General features: G+C 31.3%; 15 protein-coding genes. 11 read left to right on the top strand and 4 right to left on the bottom strand.

The window, feature by feature from the left end:
• Nucleotides 1–41: 41 nt before the first annotated feature.
• Together U0D62_RS09850 and U0D62_RS09845 are read right to left on the bottom strand one after the other, a co-directional pair.
• A complete protein-coding gene (locus U0D62_RS09850) occupies nucleotides 42–926 on the bottom strand; it encodes an ABC transporter ATP-binding protein (protein WP_322287105.1) in 885 nt (294 codons plus the stop codon).
• Between the two features lie 41 nt (nucleotides 927–967).
• Entirely contained in the window at nucleotides 968–2875 is a 1908-nt protein-coding gene (locus U0D62_RS09845) for an ankyrin repeat domain-containing protein (protein WP_322287104.1), read from the bottom strand.
• A 361-nt stretch (nucleotides 2876–3236) separates the two neighbouring features.
• Between U0D62_RS09845 and U0D62_RS09840 the strand changes: the two genes are divergently transcribed.
• The 11 genes from U0D62_RS09840 to U0D62_RS09790 all read left to right on the top strand — a co-directional run bounded on the left by U0D62_RS09840 (nucleotide 3237) and on the right by U0D62_RS09790 (nucleotide 16439).
• Complete coding sequence (locus tag U0D62_RS09840; protein ID WP_322287103.1) at nucleotides 3237–4328, top strand: sensor histidine kinase; 1092 nt, start codon at nucleotides 3237–3239, stop codon at nucleotides 4326–4328.
• Complete coding sequence (locus tag U0D62_RS09835; RefSeq protein ID WP_322287102.1) at nucleotides 4325–5026, top strand: LytR/AlgR family response regulator transcription factor; 702 nt, start codon at nucleotides 4325–4327, stop codon at nucleotides 5024–5026. Before U0D62_RS09840 ends, U0D62_RS09835 begins: the two co-directional genes overlap by 4 nt.
• A gap of 252 nt (nucleotides 5027–5278) precedes the next feature.
• On the top strand, nucleotides 5279–5899 hold the full coding sequence (locus U0D62_RS09830) for a hypothetical protein (RefSeq protein ID WP_322287101.1): 621 nt from the start codon (nucleotides 5279–5281) through the stop codon (nucleotides 5897–5899).
• Nucleotides 5900–5952: 53 nt separating this feature from the next.
• Complete coding sequence (locus U0D62_RS09825) at nucleotides 5953–7431, top strand: M28 family peptidase (RefSeq protein WP_322287100.1); 1479 nt, start codon at nucleotides 5953–5955, stop codon at nucleotides 7429–7431.
• On the top strand, nucleotides 7431–8399 hold the full coding sequence (locus U0D62_RS09820) for a pyridoxal-phosphate dependent enzyme (RefSeq protein WP_322287099.1): 969 nt from the start codon (nucleotides 7431–7433) through the stop codon (nucleotides 8397–8399). Before U0D62_RS09825 ends, U0D62_RS09820 begins: the two co-directional genes overlap by 1 nt.
• Nucleotides 8383–9339, top strand: a complete 957-nt coding sequence (locus U0D62_RS09815) for a Rossmann-fold NAD(P)-binding domain-containing protein (RefSeq protein WP_322287098.1) — start codon at nucleotides 8383–8385, stop codon at nucleotides 9337–9339. The genes U0D62_RS09820 and U0D62_RS09815 overlap by 17 nt, the downstream gene beginning before the upstream one ends.
• 1 nt (nucleotide 9340) lies before the next feature.
• On the top strand, nucleotides 9341–10798 hold the full coding sequence (gene thrC / locus U0D62_RS09810; protein WP_322287097.1) for a threonine synthase: 1458 nt from the start codon (nucleotides 9341–9343) through the stop codon (nucleotides 10796–10798).
• Nucleotides 10799–11743, top strand: coding sequence for a phosphotransferase (locus U0D62_RS09805; RefSeq protein WP_322287096.1), 945 nt, complete (start codon nucleotides 10799–10801; stop codon nucleotides 11741–11743).
• A 271-nt stretch (nucleotides 11744–12014) separates the two neighbouring features.
• Nucleotides 12015–13685 carry a peptidase domain-containing ABC transporter gene (locus U0D62_RS09800; RefSeq protein ID WP_322287095.1) on the top strand — a complete coding sequence of 557 codons (1671 nt, stop codon included), beginning with the start codon at nucleotides 12015–12017 and terminating at the stop codon, nucleotides 13683–13685.
• 2 nt (nucleotides 13686–13687) lie between these two features.
• Nucleotides 13688–15043: an HlyD family secretion protein gene (locus U0D62_RS09795; protein ID WP_322287094.1), complete on the top strand. Its 1356-nt coding sequence runs from the start codon at nucleotides 13688–13690 to the stop codon at nucleotides 15041–15043.
• A 1-nt stretch (nucleotide 15044) separates the two neighbouring features.
• Nucleotides 15045–16439, top strand: a complete 1395-nt coding sequence (locus U0D62_RS09790; protein ID WP_322287093.1) for a TolC family protein — start codon at nucleotides 15045–15047, stop codon at nucleotides 16437–16439.
• Between the two features lie 54 nt (nucleotides 16440–16493).
• Here the strand turns inward: U0D62_RS09790 and U0D62_RS09785 are convergent, their stop codons facing one another.
• Together U0D62_RS09785 and U0D62_RS09780 are read right to left on the bottom strand one after the other, a co-directional pair.
• Entirely contained in the window at nucleotides 16494–17564 is a 1071-nt protein-coding gene (locus U0D62_RS09785) for a serine hydrolase domain-containing protein (protein ID WP_322287092.1), read from the bottom strand.
• Between the two features lie 99 nt (nucleotides 17565–17663).
• A complete protein-coding gene (locus U0D62_RS09780; protein ID WP_322287091.1) occupies nucleotides 17664–18434 on the bottom strand; it encodes a LytR/AlgR family response regulator transcription factor in 771 nt (256 codons plus the stop codon).

Raw genomic sequence — 18434 nt, 5'->3', positions numbered from 1 at the left:
TGATTTAGAATGAAACAAAAAGCTTATGAACTAGTGTTGTATTAATTATTAATGTCTGATCCTCCAAAAATTTGAGAGAAATACACATCATCTAAATCGGCTTGTATGGGTACAAAATCATTTCCAGGGTCACTATCGCTAAATATGTTTATGATGGGCTTACCTAATAAAAACTTTTCTGCAATTACTTGGTAGTGTTTTTTATAGCTTTCCAGCTCTTTTTTCTCAACAGTTTTTCTGTATATCTTACCATCCAGATGCTCTATGGTTTTTAAAGGGTTTCCTTTAAGAAGCACCTTTCCTTTATTAATAATAGCCATATCAGTACATAACTCTTTAACATCATCAACTATATGCGTAGATAGGATCACAACGGTATTTTCACCTAGTTCGCTAAGCAAATTATAGAAACGGTTTCTTTCTGCAGGATCTAATCCTGCAGTAGGTTCATCCACAATAATAAGTTTGGGATTAGAAAGTAGTGCCTGAGCAATACCAAAACGTTGTTTCATTCCTCCAGAATAACCCCCTAAATTCTTTTTTCTATGGCTATATAAGTTTGTTTTATGTAATAAAGCTTTAACAATTTCTTTTCGTTCATTTTTATTAATAATTCCTTTAAGAACTGCTAGATGATTTAATAACACTTCTGCAGAAACTTTGGGATATACTCCAAATTCCTGAGGTAAGTATCCTAAGATTTTTCGTATTTCATTTTTTTGAGTAAAGACGTTTAAATCACCAAGAGTAATCGAACCTTCATCAGCTTCTTGCAATGTGGCAATGGTTCTCATTAATGTAGATTTTCCTGCTCCATTTGGCCCTAGTAACCCAAACATTCCTGTGCTTATTTCTAAACTAAGGTTATCAATAGCTTTAGTACCGTCTTTATATGTTTTTGTAAGATTATTAATAGTTAAATTCATAACTGTTCATTTTTTGAATTAAATAATTGATTAGTGATTGATTATTTGTTTGTTTGAAACAGAGGTGATTTTTTTCCAGACAGCGTTCCTCTAATAAATTCACCAGACCGCCATAAAAGAAGTTCTCCCGATTCCCCACTTTTCATATTTGCATCAATAACAATCACTTTTCCCTTATAGCGAGTTTCAATTTCTCTATGTGTGGTATGACCAACTATAATATTTGTAATCTCAAAATGTTTTAGTAGTTGATCTATTTGTTGGGTTGTTGCACGCTCACCTTGAAAGTATCCTCTGTAATAAATAGGACCATGAGCTCTATGAAGATAGTTACCCAACTCACTTCGTGATTCTGGTAATTCACTCTCTATCAATTGTTTTTTGAATTCACGATTAATCTGATCAATAGATAATCCTTTGGTTACGACATCAGGGTGAAATCCACCGTGAGTAAACAACATATTATTTATTTTGACCAACACTGGTCGTGTACGCAACCAATCCCCTAAAACGGTACCTTTTGTAAAAAGAGAATTTATTGGTCTGTCTAATACATTTGAGATCTCTGTATATTTAGGATGTACTGAACGTAGATTGCCATTAAGTACCATTACATCATGATTCCCTAGTAACACGTGTAGCTTCCCTCCTTTTTGTTCTGCTTGTTTTTCTAAATCGTATAAAAACCATAATACTTCTGAGACTTGAGGTCCACGATCAAAAATATCACCCGTCACCACAAAATGCCCATTACCAAAATTCCATTTATGATTATGATTTATAATGCCATGATTTTGTAATAACTCAATAAACACATCAAATTGTCCATGAATATCACTAACTGCAGCAATCTTAAAATCACCATTATAAACGAGCTTTTCTACTTCTTTAGGATTACTTTCCCATAGGGTTGCTTTCATTCCATTATATTCAATAGATTGAGGGGTTTTTGAATCGAATTTTTGCGTATGCTTTATTCCTTTATATACCCATTCAGCAGTTCTATAGGTATCGTATTCTGTTACATATGGCCCGTCAGAAGGTTCTTCGTATGGTATTCCTAAAATTTCTAAGACATCACGAATATTTTCTTTTTTTGCCAAATCAATAGCTGTATAATTATCTTTAAGTTTTTGATGGGGATCGGCACCATTATCTAATAATAATTGTAATGCATCTTTATCTCTACTTTTTATCGCGAATACTAATGCGGTTTGGTTTTGATCATTTGCATAGTTGGCATTTGCTTTATGATCAATAAGTTCTTTAAGTATAGTATGGTTACGATATCCTACGGCATACATTAAAGGAGTTATCCCATCCGTTATTAAATTTGGATCTGCTCCCTGGTTCAGTAAGTATTTTGCTATTTTATACGTTCTATCATGTTTGATTGCATAAAAAAGTAATGTATACCCTTTATCATATCTTTTATTAATATCATTGTCTTTGTCCAAAAAGGCTTTAACAGATTTTACATCTCCCAATTCAATAGCTTTATGAATATCATTTATGATTTCATGATTTCCTTTAAGAAGTTCTTTTTCCTTATTGGATTGTCTATACATATTAAGCACAAGCTTTTTGCGTTCCTGAGCATTCCAAACACCCGTTATCCCTTCTGAATTTATCTTACCAGAGTAACTTCCTTCTGAATGGATTTTAAATTTTAAAGTAGTATCAGTTACTACTATATCTTGCATAGGTAGATTAGCAATTCCTTTTGAAGCGGGTCCCATAAAACCAACTAGTTTTCCTTGATTAGATTTTTCAAATCGCCAAAGGATACCAATTGACTTTTTTTCATTGACTATAATATTCCCTTCCCAGTTACCCAGAATATTAGTAACATTATTGTCATTTACATTTTGTTCTTGTACAGGTGCAGAAGTACTGAGTAGAAATATGGTTATAAAACAATAGATTAAATTAAATACTTGCGTTATCATAGTTTAGAAAAGGTTTTAATTAATGATTGTAAACTGCTCGTTTTTTGATTAAATGATTGATGAAGCAAACATATAGTAGCGTTTAGTCTGATCTAAATAATTGTGATCAACTTGGGTTCTGTGTATTTACAAAGTCCTTTCGTGGATATTAATTGAGTTTATCACACTTTTGTGGTATTTAAAACCCTAATAGCACCTATTCATCAACTTCTTTGGTTCGAAGATTTTATTTAACTACTATTGCCCTATGATGATACAAAACGAAAGATTTAACCGAGTTTTTATAACACTGTGTCTTTGCTTATTCTTTTTGATAAGTGGCGTGTTTTTATTGAATTTGAAACTAACACTTATAGGGTATATGTTCGCAATTACATCTATAACAATAATCAGTTATTTACCTATATTCTGGTTATTACGAAAGACAAATTATATCTCTGCATTAGAATCTTGGATTAAAAAAGAAATTTGGATAATCTCTATTTTACTAAGTGTATTTTATCTAATAGGTATTTTTGAATCTGACCCAGATCATGGAGTTCTTAGTATCTTGTTTGCCTTCTCGTTAATTTTACAACTTACTTTTATCTATATCTATTATCGTAATCAAAAAAAGGGAAATGACATTATTTTAAGTAAATGGAGTCTTTTTAAATTTACTTTGTGGTGGTTAGGGATTCACCTCTTTTTTATATTTATATTTATAATTACTTACACATTTGAAACCAGAGCGACACAAGATGGTAGAGTGGTATTATTAGTGGATGATGATTTATTTGTTGAATTCCTTGCTCCTATACTATTTGTGTCATTTTTTGTTTTTGTAATCAATTGGATTGTTCGGCAAATAAAATCTATCATTAATCTTAAAAATGAAAAATCAAAAACAGAACTATTACATTTAAAAAGCCAGGTAAATCCTCATTTCTTTTTTAATACGCTAAATAACCTATACGGTTTGGTTGAAGAAGACACTCAAAAAGCTCAGGCACTCATACTCAAGCTCTCGGATATGATGCGCTATAGTATTTATGAAGGACAAAATGATTTTGTAACTATAAAGGAAGAAATCGCCTATTTAAAAAATTATATCGAATTGCATAAAATGCGATATCACAAAAAAACGGATGTTCGATTTAATCTCCACGTTCAGGATGAATCCTATAAAGTGATGCCTTTATTATTTATTATCCTTCTTGAGAATGCTTTTAAGCATGGTGTAGAAAATTTAAGAGAAGATGCCTATGTTTATATCAATCTGAACTGTGCAGGAAATCGAATTAATTTTACAGTAGAAAATAACTTTGATAAGACTGAAATTCCGGATAAACCTGGCATAGGGTTAAAAAACCTTAAACGTAGGCTAGAATTGATATATCCAAAGAAACATTCCTTATTTTTTACCACGCAAGAAGAGGTTTATAAGGTGCAATTAACTTTAAAACAATTATGATAAGATATTTAATTATAGATGATGAACATATAGCTCACGGTATTATTAAGCGTTACTGCGATTTATTGCCAAACCTGGAGTTAATGAAAAATTGTTATGATGCTTTAGAGGCTTTTGAATACTTAAGTAAAAATGAGGTAGATTTAATTTTTCTGGATCTTAATATGCCCAAATTAAAAGGGTTTGATTTTTTAAAAACACTTCCCTCTCCTCCCAAGGTCATTGTAACTACCGCTTACAAAGAATATGCAATCGAAGGTTATGAATTGAATATTACTGATTATTTATTAAAACCTTTTAGCTTTGAGCGTTTTTTAAAAGCAGTTAATAAAGCAGTAACCTCTCCTTCAAAAGCTCCTGCCGGAATTAATGTTACTCCAGAAACTACAGAAAAAAGTATCTTTCTGCGTAGCAATAAAAAATATACACAAGTACTTCTAAACGATATACAATATATCGAAGCTGCAGGCAATTATGCAAAAGTAATTACCACTAATGAAACGATAACCATAAGAGAAAAAATACCTGACTTATTATTATCATTTTCTAGTGATGATTTTCTACAAGTTCATAAATCATTTGCGGTTGCCAAAAGACATATTAAAAGCATCGAAGGAAATAGAATACAAATAGGTACTAATATTATACCTATAGGAACTACTTATAAAACAAACGTTATCAAGATGTTAAGTGATTAATATTCAAAAATCATTTTAACCTCATTATTAGGATTATTAAAAAAAATTATTAATTTTGAGCCAGAAGAGTTTAAGCAACAACATCCTTAGTTGCACATTTATTTTCTATCATTAAGGAAGAAAATTGAGAAGATAAATGAATTTCTTACGGAAAAAATCTCCGTATACCTTAATAAACAAGTATTTGTTTAGAGGTGTACGGAGATTTTTTTTACACCTCGCTGAAAAATTTTTTAACCTAAAAATGTAAACATGAAAAAGATTAAATTTTTGAGCCTGGTTCTATGGATGATATCCACATTAGCAATTACCACAAGCTGTAACAACGATGATGATAACAACATTGATCCTAATCAACGACAATTCGGTATTTTTAAAGTATTAGAAGATGATGAAACCATAGAAATGAATGGAGTTATCGGAAGCTCTACCCTAACTGATTTTAATAATTTATCTAGCATTTATCCTAATATCAAAACGATAAACATAAAAGAATGTGAAGGATCTATGGATGATGAAATTAATCTTCAAGTATCTCTAAAAGTACATCAAAAAGGAATTGTGACACATTTAATGGATAATGGTTTAATCGCCTCTGGAGGTGTTGATTTTTTTCTAGCAGGTGTTACCAGAACAGCTGGATCTAATACAATGATAGGAGTTCATTCATGGAGTGATGGAACCAACCAAGCTACCGATTTTCCAGTGGGTCATCAGGTTCATCAACAATATATTGATTATTATAAATCCATAGGTTTTACTCAAGCAGACGCTGAGAGTTTTTATTATTTTACTATTAATGCTGCACCGGCAAGTAGTATCCATTATATGACAGAAGCAGAAATTGAGCAGTATAATATTTTAAAACCTTAGTTCTTAAGAATAAGTATAACAAATTCAAGTATTAATTTTTAAATAATACAACGATGAAGAAAAAAATAATATTTATAATAATAACCATTCTTATCATAGGAATTGGTTATTTCACTCTTCCTTCTTTAATGTATTCGACTGCTTTTGGGCAAAAAATATGGATGAAACTAGAAGGTGATCAGGTTGCAGATTTTTATTTTAAAGAGAATCAAACAACCAAGGATACTGTATACATGAAAGGTGTCATTTATTCTAATACATATGAAGATATAAAAGAAGTGCTAGAAAAACATCCAGAAATCACAACTTTAGTGATGGAGAATGTTCCAGGATCTATTGATGATGAAACAAACCTAATTGCTTCAAAAGAAATTAGAAAGCATCAAATCAACACCTATATTCCAGAAAACGGTGAAGTTGCTTCTGGAGGAACCGATATGTTTCTTGCAGGAAAAAAAAGAGCAGCACACCCAACAGCTAAATTTGGAGTGCATTCCTGGGCAGGTGAAGATAGTGTAGCTTTAGATTTTCCAAAAGATCATATCGAACACAAAAAATACCTGGATTACTATGAAGAAATGAATATTCCTTTAGATTTCTACTGGTATACTCTAGAAGCGGCACCTGCTCACGATATACATTGGATGACGGTTGAAGAAATTAAAAAATATGAAGTAATATCCTCTTCTACAGCTAAAAATGAATTGTTAGAAATACAAAAAACATTAGCTTCAGATGAATATGAAGGAAGAGGAACTGGTAACAATCAAAAAACTCAACAATTGATTCGTAATTATTTTAGCAATTTAGAGCTAAAAAAATTTAATGATAGTTATGATGATGTGTTTACTTTTAAAGAAAGGAAAACCAAAAAGGAACGAGAAGCAACTAACATAATTGGATATATCACCGGTAAAAAATATCCGGATAAATATATAGTTATTGGTGCACATTATGACCATTTAGGGGTTATAAATGATACTATCTATAATGGCGCTGATGATAATGCTTCAGGAACCTCTGCTCTATTAGTGTTAGCTAAACATTTTACTAAAAACGTACCAGAGCACTCTATAATTTTTGCAGCATTTGATGCTGAGGAATTAGGACTTCACGGTTCATTTCATTTTGTCAATAATCCTCCTATACCATTAGATGATATTAAAATGAATTTTAATTTTGATATGATAAGTCGTAATCCGAAAAACGAAATTTATGTGGTCGGTACTTTTCCATACCCTCAATTTAAACCGTTAATAGAATCTGTTGCAAAAAACAGCTCTCTAAATGTTATGTATGGTCACGATGACCCTGATGACAAAACAAAGGATTACTGGATGTATTCTTCTGATAATGGTCCATTTTTTACTAAAGAAATAGCAAATATCACTTTTAGTGAAGAAGATCATCCTGGTTATCACCAAGCAACTGATGATTTTGAATATACCAACTCTACTTTTTACATTGAAGTAGTTGATCTCATTAAAAAATCTATAGAAAACATTGACCATAATTTTCCAAAAGAGAAATAATGATATCTCATAAATCCATAGAACAGGCATATCATCAAATTAAAAATGATGTTTATAAAACGCCTCTTGTTTATTCTCCATTATTGAGTTCTTTGTCTAATGCCAAGATATATCTCAAAATGGAGCATTTACAACATACAGGGTCTTTTAAAATTCGTGGTGTATTACATAAAATAGGTAATCTTCCAAAACAGAGTTTTAATAAAACTTTTGTTGCTGCTTCTACGGGAAATCATGCTGCTGCATTTTGTTATGCTTCAGAAAAATTTGGGTTTAAAGGTGTTTTATTTCTTCCAGAAAAAACCAGTGAAGCTAAAATAAAACCTTTAGAAAATTACACCAATGTCAAAAAGGTCTTTTTTGGTAAAAATAGTGTAGAAACCGAAGCCAAAGCAGCTAGTTATTCAAAAGAAATCGATGGGATACTCATTCACCCATATAATGATCTTGAAATTATAAAAGGTCAGGGTACTATAGGATTAGAAATCAAAGAACAATTACCAGAAGTAGATACCATTATAGTACCAATCGGTGGTGGTGGTTTAATCTCAGGTATTGCATCATATTTCGAGGCTGACAACAGTGTAAACATATATGGTTGTCAACCGGTTAAGGCTTCAGAAATGTATGATTCTATTCAAAAAGATACTATTGTTCCACCAAGTATAGAAACTACTATTGCTGATGCAGCAGCTGGCGGTATTGAAAAGGATGCTATTACATTTGAAATATGTAAAAAACTGCTTTCAGGTATAGAATTAACGACAGAAGAAAATATAAAAAAAGCGCTTTCTTTTGTTATCAAATACCATCATACGCTTATTGAACCTTCTAGTGCTTTACCTGTTTCTGCAGTATTACATACTAATAATTATGTTGGTAAAAATGTAGTTCTCGTATTAACAGGCAAAAAAATAGAAACAACACTATTAACAAAAATATTAAACGAATATGGCAACTATTATTAACAAAGATGATATTATATCCATTGTTAAAAATCTGGATGTAGTATCTGCTATGGAAGAAGGTTTTATTAAATATAGTAACGGGCGTACAGTAGTTCCTCCTGTAGCAGAGCTGCTATTTGATAATCCTCCAGGCGATGTACATATTAAATATGGATATATCAAAGAAGATGATTTTTATTGTATCAAAATAGCTTCAGGGTTTTACGATAATCCAAAAATTGGAATTCCTTCTAGTCAAGGAATGATGCTTTTATTTAATCAAAAAACCGGACAACCCGTCGCTGTTCTATTAGATGAAGGATATCTAACGGATATTAGAACAGCAGCAGCTGGCGCATTAGCAGCAAAATACTTTGCTCCAAAAAATATATCAGGTATCGGGATTATCGGTACAGGAATACAGGCAAAACTACAATTGCAATACCTCCAGCATCATACGCCTTGTAAAAATGTTTGGGTATGGGGAAGAACACAAAAAAACGTTGAAGCATTTAAAAAAGAATTAAAATCAGATTTCGAAATTAATATTGCCAAAACCCCTGCGGAAGTAGCACAACATTGTAACTTAATTGTTACCACCACTCCTGCAGAAAATCCTTTACTTTTTTCAAAAGATATACAGGCAGGCACACATATCACCGCCATGGGTTCTGATACTTCAGAAAAACAAGAACTTGACAGTGCTCTACTAAAAAAAGCAGATATCGTTATCTCGGATAGTATCCCACAAAGTAAAAGTCGTGGTGAAGTCTATCGGGCTACAAAAGATAATTCTATAACATCTGGAAGTATTATAGAATTAGGAAAAGCCATTCAAGATTCTTCATTACAACGAACTAATGAAAATCAGATTTCTATTGTGGATCTTACGGGAGTGGCGGTACAAGATATTATGATTACCAAAGCCGTATATATTCATTATTTAAAAAACGGAAAATAAAATGCTAAAATATATTAGTAATAAAGGTGGAGGTTCTCCGGTAGATTTTGAAACTGCTATTCTTGATGGATTTGCTTCAGATGGTGGTTTGTATGTTCCAGAAACATTGCCAAAATTAACAGTAAAACAGTTAGAAGCTTGGAAAAACTTAAGTTATCTGGATCTTGCTTTTGAAATATTATCATTATTTATCGATAGATCTATAATCTCAGAAAAAGAATTAAAAAATCTACTTAAAGAAGCGTATTCTTCGTTTGAGAAAGAGGAGATTATTCCTATGCACCAATTACAGTCCAAAAAGAATATTTATATCATGGAACTATTCTACGGACCTACCATTTCGTTTAAAGATGTTGGACTAGCATTCCTGGTAAACCTGGTGAATTTCTTTCTCAAAAGAAAAAACGAGCATTTGTCCATCGTTGTAGCTACTACTGGTGATACAGGACCAGCAACAGCGTATTTTACTGCAGGAAAATCTAATATGGATGCCTGGGTTCTTTATCCAAAAGGAATGATCACTGAAGAACAGGAACGTCAAATGACTACGCTTCCTCACGCAAATATTCATCCTGTAGGAGTTTCTAACTGCCCTGATGGTGGAGATGACTTAGATATAGTGATCGGTAAGTTATATGCGAATAAACCTTTTAAGGAAAAACTAAAATTATCAAGTGTTAATTCTATTAACTGGGGGCGGGTAATGATGCAAACCGTTCATTATTTTTACGGGTACTTTCAGGTTATTGATAAAATTGGAGAAACTGTTCATATGTCTGTACCTTCTGGAGGTTTCGGAAATTTATGTGCAGGTGCAATAGCAAGAGAAATGGGGTTACCTATTACGACTTTGATCGCTGCCAATAATAAAAATGCTTGTTTACATCGTATATTTTCTAAAGGAGTCTTCTCTAAAAAAGAAATTATAGAAACCGCTTCCTCTGCAATTGATATTCTGATTCCATATAATTTTTGGAGATATTTATATTTTAGTACCGGAAAAAACGTAGAGCAAATTAAAAGTTGGATAGATGAATTTAAAGAAACCGGATCCATACAGTTTGATGATGAAACATTTGAAAGCTACAAAAAAGGGTTTTTATCCTATAGTGCTTCAGATGAACAAACGCTTTCTTTATTAAAAGAAATCTTTGAAACCGAAAACTATCTTCTGGATCCGCATGCAGCAGTTTCTTTAACCGCTGTAAATCAATTAGAATCCACATTGGAAGAAGGAAAAATAATATGTTTAGCTACCGCACATCCTGCAAAATTCCCAAATACCATTAAACATGTATTAGGAACTAAAGTTTTACCTGATGCCGCGATACACAATTCGATAGAAATAGCTAAAAATCATTGTGAAAAAGTACATTTATGTGATCATTCCCATTTAGAAGAAGCACTAATTCACGCAATGGAAAATAACTGGGATCTTACTAAAGGAAAGAAAGTATAAATGGCGCAATACACGGTTTTAAATATTGAAGAAATAAAAGAAATAATAGCTAATTATAGTGTTGGTAATGTAGATTCTTTTAAGATTTTGAGTGGTGGATCAGAAAACACTAACTATCTGGTAGTTTGTGGTCAAAATAAATATGTACTTACAATCTGTGAACAGAAAACATTACAAAAAACCGTTGAACTTGCAAAACTCTTAGAACATCTATCAAAACATAATTTCCCTACATCACAAATAATTCAAAGTCGCAAAAATGAAGCTGCGATTTTATGGAATCAAAAACCAATACTTTTAAAAAAGTATCTGCCAGGAACTATTTGCAAAAATTTATCTCCTCGATTACTACAATCTATCGGGAGATCATTAGGAAAACTACATCAAATAGAAGCTCCTGAATATTTACCAAACGTTGTAAGCTATGGAAAAGATTTTTTTGAGGAAATACATACTTACAATCAAGACTCTTCATTTTATCCTTGGTTAATGCAGATTAAAGAACAGGTTCAAAATCATATTTCTACAAATCTTTTGAAAACATTAATACATAGTGATCTATTTTATAATAATATTATTGTTAACGATAATAATAATCGAGCTACAATAATGGATTTTGAAGAAGCAAGTTATTATTATAGAGTTTTTGATCTGGGAATGACATTTGTAGGTCTTTGTAGTGATAACGAAATCATAGATTTACAAAATGTTGGATATATATTAAATGGTTATCTTAAAGAGATACAACTCACAATTGAAGAAATAAATGCTATAAAAGTTTTTACGATTTATGCAGCTGCCGGTACTGCTTTCTGGAGATATAAACACTTTAATTATATTCAACCTGATCCTAAAATGTTTAAACATTATATAGCCATGAAAAACTTAGCAGATCATATTAAATCGTTACCTGATGATTGCTTTGCTGGTTTAATCAAGGTATAATATCTATAATAATACATTAGTAATTTATTCATAGTTTTTGAGAGCATCTACTCTTAAGCTACCCTCACTTCTACCCCATTTTCTCAATACATATTATTGATTTCCTCATAATTCTGATCCAGTTACGATAACATTATTTGTATTAACAGTAGTGTTAATTTACCTCACAAATAAAAGTTAAATATTCAATATTAATAGTATTACTATTATTTTTGAGATTAATTATTCATTATTCCATTAACTACTATTAATTTTAAGTATTAAAGTATAGATGAACCATTCAAAATTAACTCCCTGGAAACGTTTTATTCGCCTACTACAACTAGAACGAAAAGACATTCTTCAAATATTTTACTATGCTATCTTTTCTGGTATAGTGGCACTATCCCTTCCTCTAGGTATACAAGCGATAATTAATCTAATCCAAGGAGCTCAACTCTCAACGTCTTGGGTTGTTCTAGTTATATTGGTAACTATAGGTGTATTATTTTCGGGAGCTTTGCAACTTATGCAACTCCGTATTATTGAAACTTTGCAGCAGCGGATTTTCATTAGAGCTTCGTTTGAATTAAGTTACCGATTTCCAAAAATTAAAATGAATGAACTACGTAACTATTATCCTCCAGAGTTAGCCAATCGTTTTTTTGATACTCTTACTATCCAAAAAGGGATTTCTAAAATACTTATTGATATCCCTTCTGCATTGCTTCAAATCGTATTTGCTTTGATATTACTATCTTTCTATCATCCATTTTTTATCCTTTTTGGAGTTCTCTTACTACTCTTGATTTATATAGTTTTTAAGTTTACCGCACAAAAAGGGTTACAAACCAGTCTGGAAGAGTCAAAAAATAAGTACAAAGTAGCTCATTGGATTCAGGAAATAGCTCGTACAGTAGTTAGTTTTAAGCTATCAGGAAAAACAAATTTTGCACTAGATAAGAATGATAGTTTGGCTGCTGAGTATTTAGAAGCACGAGAAAGTCATTTTAGAATCCTCATCCTTCAGTTCATGCAAATGATTGGTTTTAAAGTAATGGTGACTGCGGGTTTATTACTTATTGGTGGAGCTCTAGTCCTAAACCAAGAAATGAATATAGGGCAATTTGTTGCTTCAGAGATCATTATTCTTTTAGTAATAGCTTCAGTCGAAAAACTTATTTTAGGATTAGAATCGTTTTATGATGTTCTTACTTCTATCGAAAAACTTGGACAAGTCGTTGATAAAGATTTAGAAAGACAGGATGGAGAAACTCCAGATTTCACAAAAGGGTTAACCATAGAACTGGATAATGTTTTCTATAATGTTGATAATAGAGAAAAACCAATACTTCAAAATATTAACTTCTCTATACATCCTAATAGTCGCATTTTAATTAAAGGAGAGAGTGGATCTGGGAAATCTAGTTTATTGAGTTTAATTGCTGGAGTTATTCAACCTACCTCAGGAAATGTATATATCAATAATATTTCATTAAAAAGTTTATTTATAAATAACTATAGATCACAATTAGGTTTATCTCTTTCAGAAGAAACTCCGTTTGAAGGTACTATTAGAGAGAACATTACTTTTGGAGACACCACAATTAATGACAAATCTATTTTTTGGGCATTAGAAAAAGTTGGATTGATATCGTTTATAAAAGAACAACCTAATGGATTACAAACTATTTTATACCCAGAAGGAAAACAAGTATCTCAAACAGTTGCCAAAAAAATCATGCTTGCCAGAGCAATTGTTAAACAACCAAAAGTACTTATTCTAGAAGATCCATTAGATCAGTTTAATCAACAAGAAACTAACTCAATAATCGATTTTTTATCCCATCCAGATAATCCTTGGGCTTTACTTGTAGTAAGTAGTAATAGTAAATGGCAAGATAGTTCCAATGAAATAATAACTCTTGACAAGGGTATTATTAAACATACCTCTAAACTTTAATTATGCTCAATATCACAAATAATCATTTACATAAAAAAATACCCTTATCTTCTTTTAGGTCAGGTAAACATATATTTAATAAAGCATATTATAAACAATTTAATAAGTTTTTACTCGCTTTTGCTATTATTGGCTTAATCATATTGTTTTTGCCCTGGACACAAAATATAACGGGTCAGGGTCAGGTAACTACTTTAAAACCTAATCAAAGGCCTCAGACTATACAATCTCAAATTCCTGGAAGAATCGAGGAATGGTTTGTAAAAGAAGGAGATCTTGTTAAACAAGGAGATACTATCTTACGTATCTCTGAGGTAAAAAGTGAATATTTTGATGACAAACTTATAGAACGTACAAATGATCAAATCAATGCAAAGACATCTTCTGTAGTTGCTTATACAGAAAAAGTTGCTGCTTTAAATCGACAGATAGCTGCGCTTCAAAATGATCAACGATTAAAACTACAACAGGCACAAAACAAAATACTACAAGCTAACCTCAAAATAAAAAGTGATAGTATTGATCTAAAAGCCTCAAGAATTAATTATGATATTGCAAAACGACAATTCGATAGAATAGAACTTTTATACAAAGAAGGGCTTAAAGCACAAAAAGACGTAGAAGAAAAAAGGTTGAAATTACAAGAGAGTCAAGCCAAACTTATCTCACAAGAAAATAAGTTTTTATCAAGTAAGAATCAAAGAATTAATGCGCAAGTAGAATTATCACGAATAAGAGCATCATATCTTGATAAAATTTCAAAAACGGAAAGTGATATGTATACTGCGCAATCCAACCAATTTGATACAGAGGTTCAGGTTACAAAACTTCAAAATTCAAACACAAATTATGTAAAACGTAAAAGTTTACTTCATATCACAGCTCCACAAAGTGGATACATCAATAAAACCTTAAAAGCCGGAATTGGTGAGACTTTTAAAGAAGGGGAACGTTTAATTAATATTATGCCTTTACAATATGATCTAGCTGTAGAAACTTATGTAAAACCTATTGATCTTCCATTGCTTCATCTGGGTGAGAAAGTACGTGTTCAATTTGATGGTTGGCCGGCAATCGTATTTAGTGGATGGCCAAATGCCTCATACGGAACTTATGGAGCTAAAGTAGTTGCCATTGAAAATTTTATTAGTGATAATGGTAAGTATCGAATTTTACTCGCTCCTGACCAGGACGATCAAAAATGGCCAGAAGCTATTCGAGTAGGATCTGGTGCAAAAACGATTGCCTTATTAAATGATGTTCCTATTTGGTTTGAGTTATGGAGGCAACTCAATAGTTTTCCTCCTAATTTTTATGAGTCAAAAAACAATAATCAAAAAACTAAAAAATCATTATAATATGAAGCAGGTGTATCTATGTTTCTTTCTTTTTATTATAAGTAATATCACAGCTCAAAAATCAACCGAAGCACTAACATTATCAGAATATTTAGGTTATATAAAAGCGTATCATCCTTTAGTAAAACAAGCCAATCTACTTATTACAGAAAGCGAAGCAAAATTACTGAAATCCAGAGGAGCTTTTGATCCCAAAATTCAATTAGAGTATGATAGAAAGAAATTTAAAAACCTTGAGTATTTTGATAAACTCAATACTTCTTTTAAAATTCCAACCTGGTATGGTATAGAACTAAAAGCTGGTTTTGAACAAAATGAAGGCATATTCTTAAATCCCGAAGCTAATATACCTGAAGATGGTTTGTATAGTGCTGGTATATCAATCTCAGTTGCACAAGGTTTATTAATCAATAAACGAATGGCAATGCTTAAAAAGGCAAAGTTATTTACAAAGCAAGTAAAAGTAGATAGGCAATTATTAGTAAATAAAATCGTATATGAAGCTGCCTTAACCTATTTCAATTGGCTAAAAACATATAATGAAAAAAAAATGTACGAATCATTTTTGAATAATGCCGAAACACGTTTTGAAGGTATAAAAAAAAGTTATGATGCTGGTGAAAAACCTGCGATAGACACCTTAGAAGCTAGAATTGTTTTAAACAGTAGAAAATTAAGTTTTGAAAAAGCCAAAATAACGTATACTAAATCTTCATTAGAGTTATCAAATTATCTGTGGTATCAAAATAACACTCCATTACAGATAAAACAACATATGATTCCTGATACAAATACGTTTACCTCGATTGATACTGTGATGAACACTTCTACATTAGCTGTTCAAAACAATGAAATCAATAACCACCCTAAACTACAATCATTAGAGTATAAATATAAAAGCCTGGAAATTGAACAACGATTAAAAAGGAATTTGCTTTTGCCTAAAATAGACGTACAGTATAATTTTTTATCTGAAACTCCAGATAATATTCAATCATTTACATCTTCGGCTTATAAAAGTGGCTTAAATATTAGTTTTCCATTATTTCTTCGGAAACAGCGTGGAGATTTAAAATTGGCCAAATTGAAACTTCAAAATACCGAATTTGAAATAAAAACTACAAAAGTAATATTAGAAAATAAAATAGATGCTATCACTCAAGAATTACAATCCTATAATGTTCAAAATGAATTTACCAATACTATTATTTCAGATTATGATTTATTACTTCAAGCAGAAGAACGTAAATTTTTGCTTGGAGAAAGCTCTTTGTTTTTAATTAATTCACGTGAATCTAAACTTATAGAAGCCCAGTTAAAAGGAATAACTCTGGAGAATGATTATTTAAATACCAAAGCGAGTTTGTTTAATGTTCTTGCACAACTAATTATATGATCTTTGCAATAATCAAAAAAATGCTCTGATGACTTTTAATATCAGAGCATTTTTTTACTTACCATTAGTAAGCAAATATTGAAATAATTGAATCCCCATTTCTTCTCCAAAACTTGAATTGGTAAATAAAACGGCTCCCCATTTAGAAGTTGGGTGAAAGAAAAATAGAGATGTAAATTCACCATTATTATTACCTCCATGTCCATATACATTTCCAAAAGGAAAAACTCCAGTATAAAACCCTAATGTAAGATATGTAATTCCAGAGCTACGATTTACATTATCTTCTGGTAACTCTGTTTGGTTTTCAAAAAGTTGTAAATAACTATCTTTTTTCAACCCCTTTTTATTCATTAGAGCAATCATCCAGGTTGCCCAATCATTTGCTTCAGAATGCACACCATATGCAGCTCCAAATTCTGTATCTCCAAAATCTCTATGAGCTATCCAATTACCATCTTTAAATGCTCTAGCCTTATTTTTTAGATTGTTTTTATCTTGAAGATATTTAATAGTTTTAAGTCCTAGTGGTTTTGCAACTTCTTCATGAAAATATCGCTCCAATCCTTTTGCATCGGTTTTTAAGATATTTTGTAAAACAAGAGCTAAATATTGGTACCCTTCACCAGAATATTGAAATTTGGTTCCAGGTTCAAAATCCAGAAATAAAGTATCTGAGTTAGTATCTGTACGCCAATTAGGAAATCCGGTTTTATGAGCCAAAACCATGCGCGCAGTAATTTTCTTATAGCGAGAATCATGTGCGATGTCTTTATAAGGTAAATATTTATAAAGAGGAGTGTCCAGATCAAGAAGTCCTTTTTCTACAAATTTCATAACAAAAAAACCAAAAAGTGGTTTAGACAAAGAAGCTCCTTCAAAAATAGTTTTCTTGGTTACTTCTTTTCCAGGAGCACTATATCCCTTAACTGTATGAAAAACGATTTTTCCATCATTAATAATTGCTAAAGAAGCACCTGGTGTTCTATTTGATGCCATCTGCTTTTCTAGTAATGCTTCAATTTCTGAAGTTTCAATGGATGTGCCGATTGGTGTTTTAATCGTTTGTGCCTGTATAGAAACACTAAGGATTAAAATAATAATAAACTGAACAAGCGTACTCATAAGTGTCGTTTTTTGATTAATATGTTTCAAAAATCTCTAAGAATACCTATTCATAAAAGTAGAAAAAGATCAATCAGGGTAAAATCCTGTTAAATATGGCTACCGATCCAACCAAACTCTAAAATCTGCAGTAGTTCCCGAACTGGTCATGACAGTTTTTTGATAACCTTGCACGGTTATAAGCAATCGGTTTTTAAAATGATTTTCAATTTTTGTAATGTATTTTAATTGCACTAGCGTACTTCTATTAATTCTAAAAAACGTAGATGGATTCAAAGAAGCATAAATGGCTCCAATATTTTGTGAATAAAGATGTGTTTTCCCTTCTGAATCCATAAGCTTACAAAAATCTCCTTCTGCGGTAACTAGTACAATGTTTTTAGTCTCTAAAAGATGTATTCCTCCTTTACTCTTAATTACAAAACGTTCTTTATATTTTTCTTTTTTTAAATAAACTGCTGACTTGAGATCATTTAAGGCCTTAGTTTCCAAAACACCCGTTTTTGGAGTATCAAATAAGATTTTGTACTTCTCAATAGCATTTTTAATTTCTTCCACTCCATATGGTTTTAATATATATGCAATACCATTACTTTGAAATGCTCGAAATAAATATTCATCATAAGCAGAACAGAAAATTATTGGAATAGAAATTTTTACTTCTGTAAACGCCTCAAAAGATACTCCGTCCAATAATTCTATATCAGAAAAAATAAGAGTATAATCATTATTTTGAGAAAGAAAGTGTATGGTTTCAGTAACAGAACGTGCCCAATCATAAGAAAACTTCTCACTAAAGTATGTATTAAGATGTGTGCGCAACTTTTCAAAAGCTGGAATTTCATCTTCTATAATCAATATACGAATCAT

The organism is Aquimarina callyspongiae, from assembly GCF_034322225.1.
Classification (GTDB): Bacteria; Bacteroidota; Bacteroidia; order Flavobacteriales; family Flavobacteriaceae; genus Aquimarina.
This window is presented reverse-complemented; position numbering and strand designations above follow the sequence as displayed.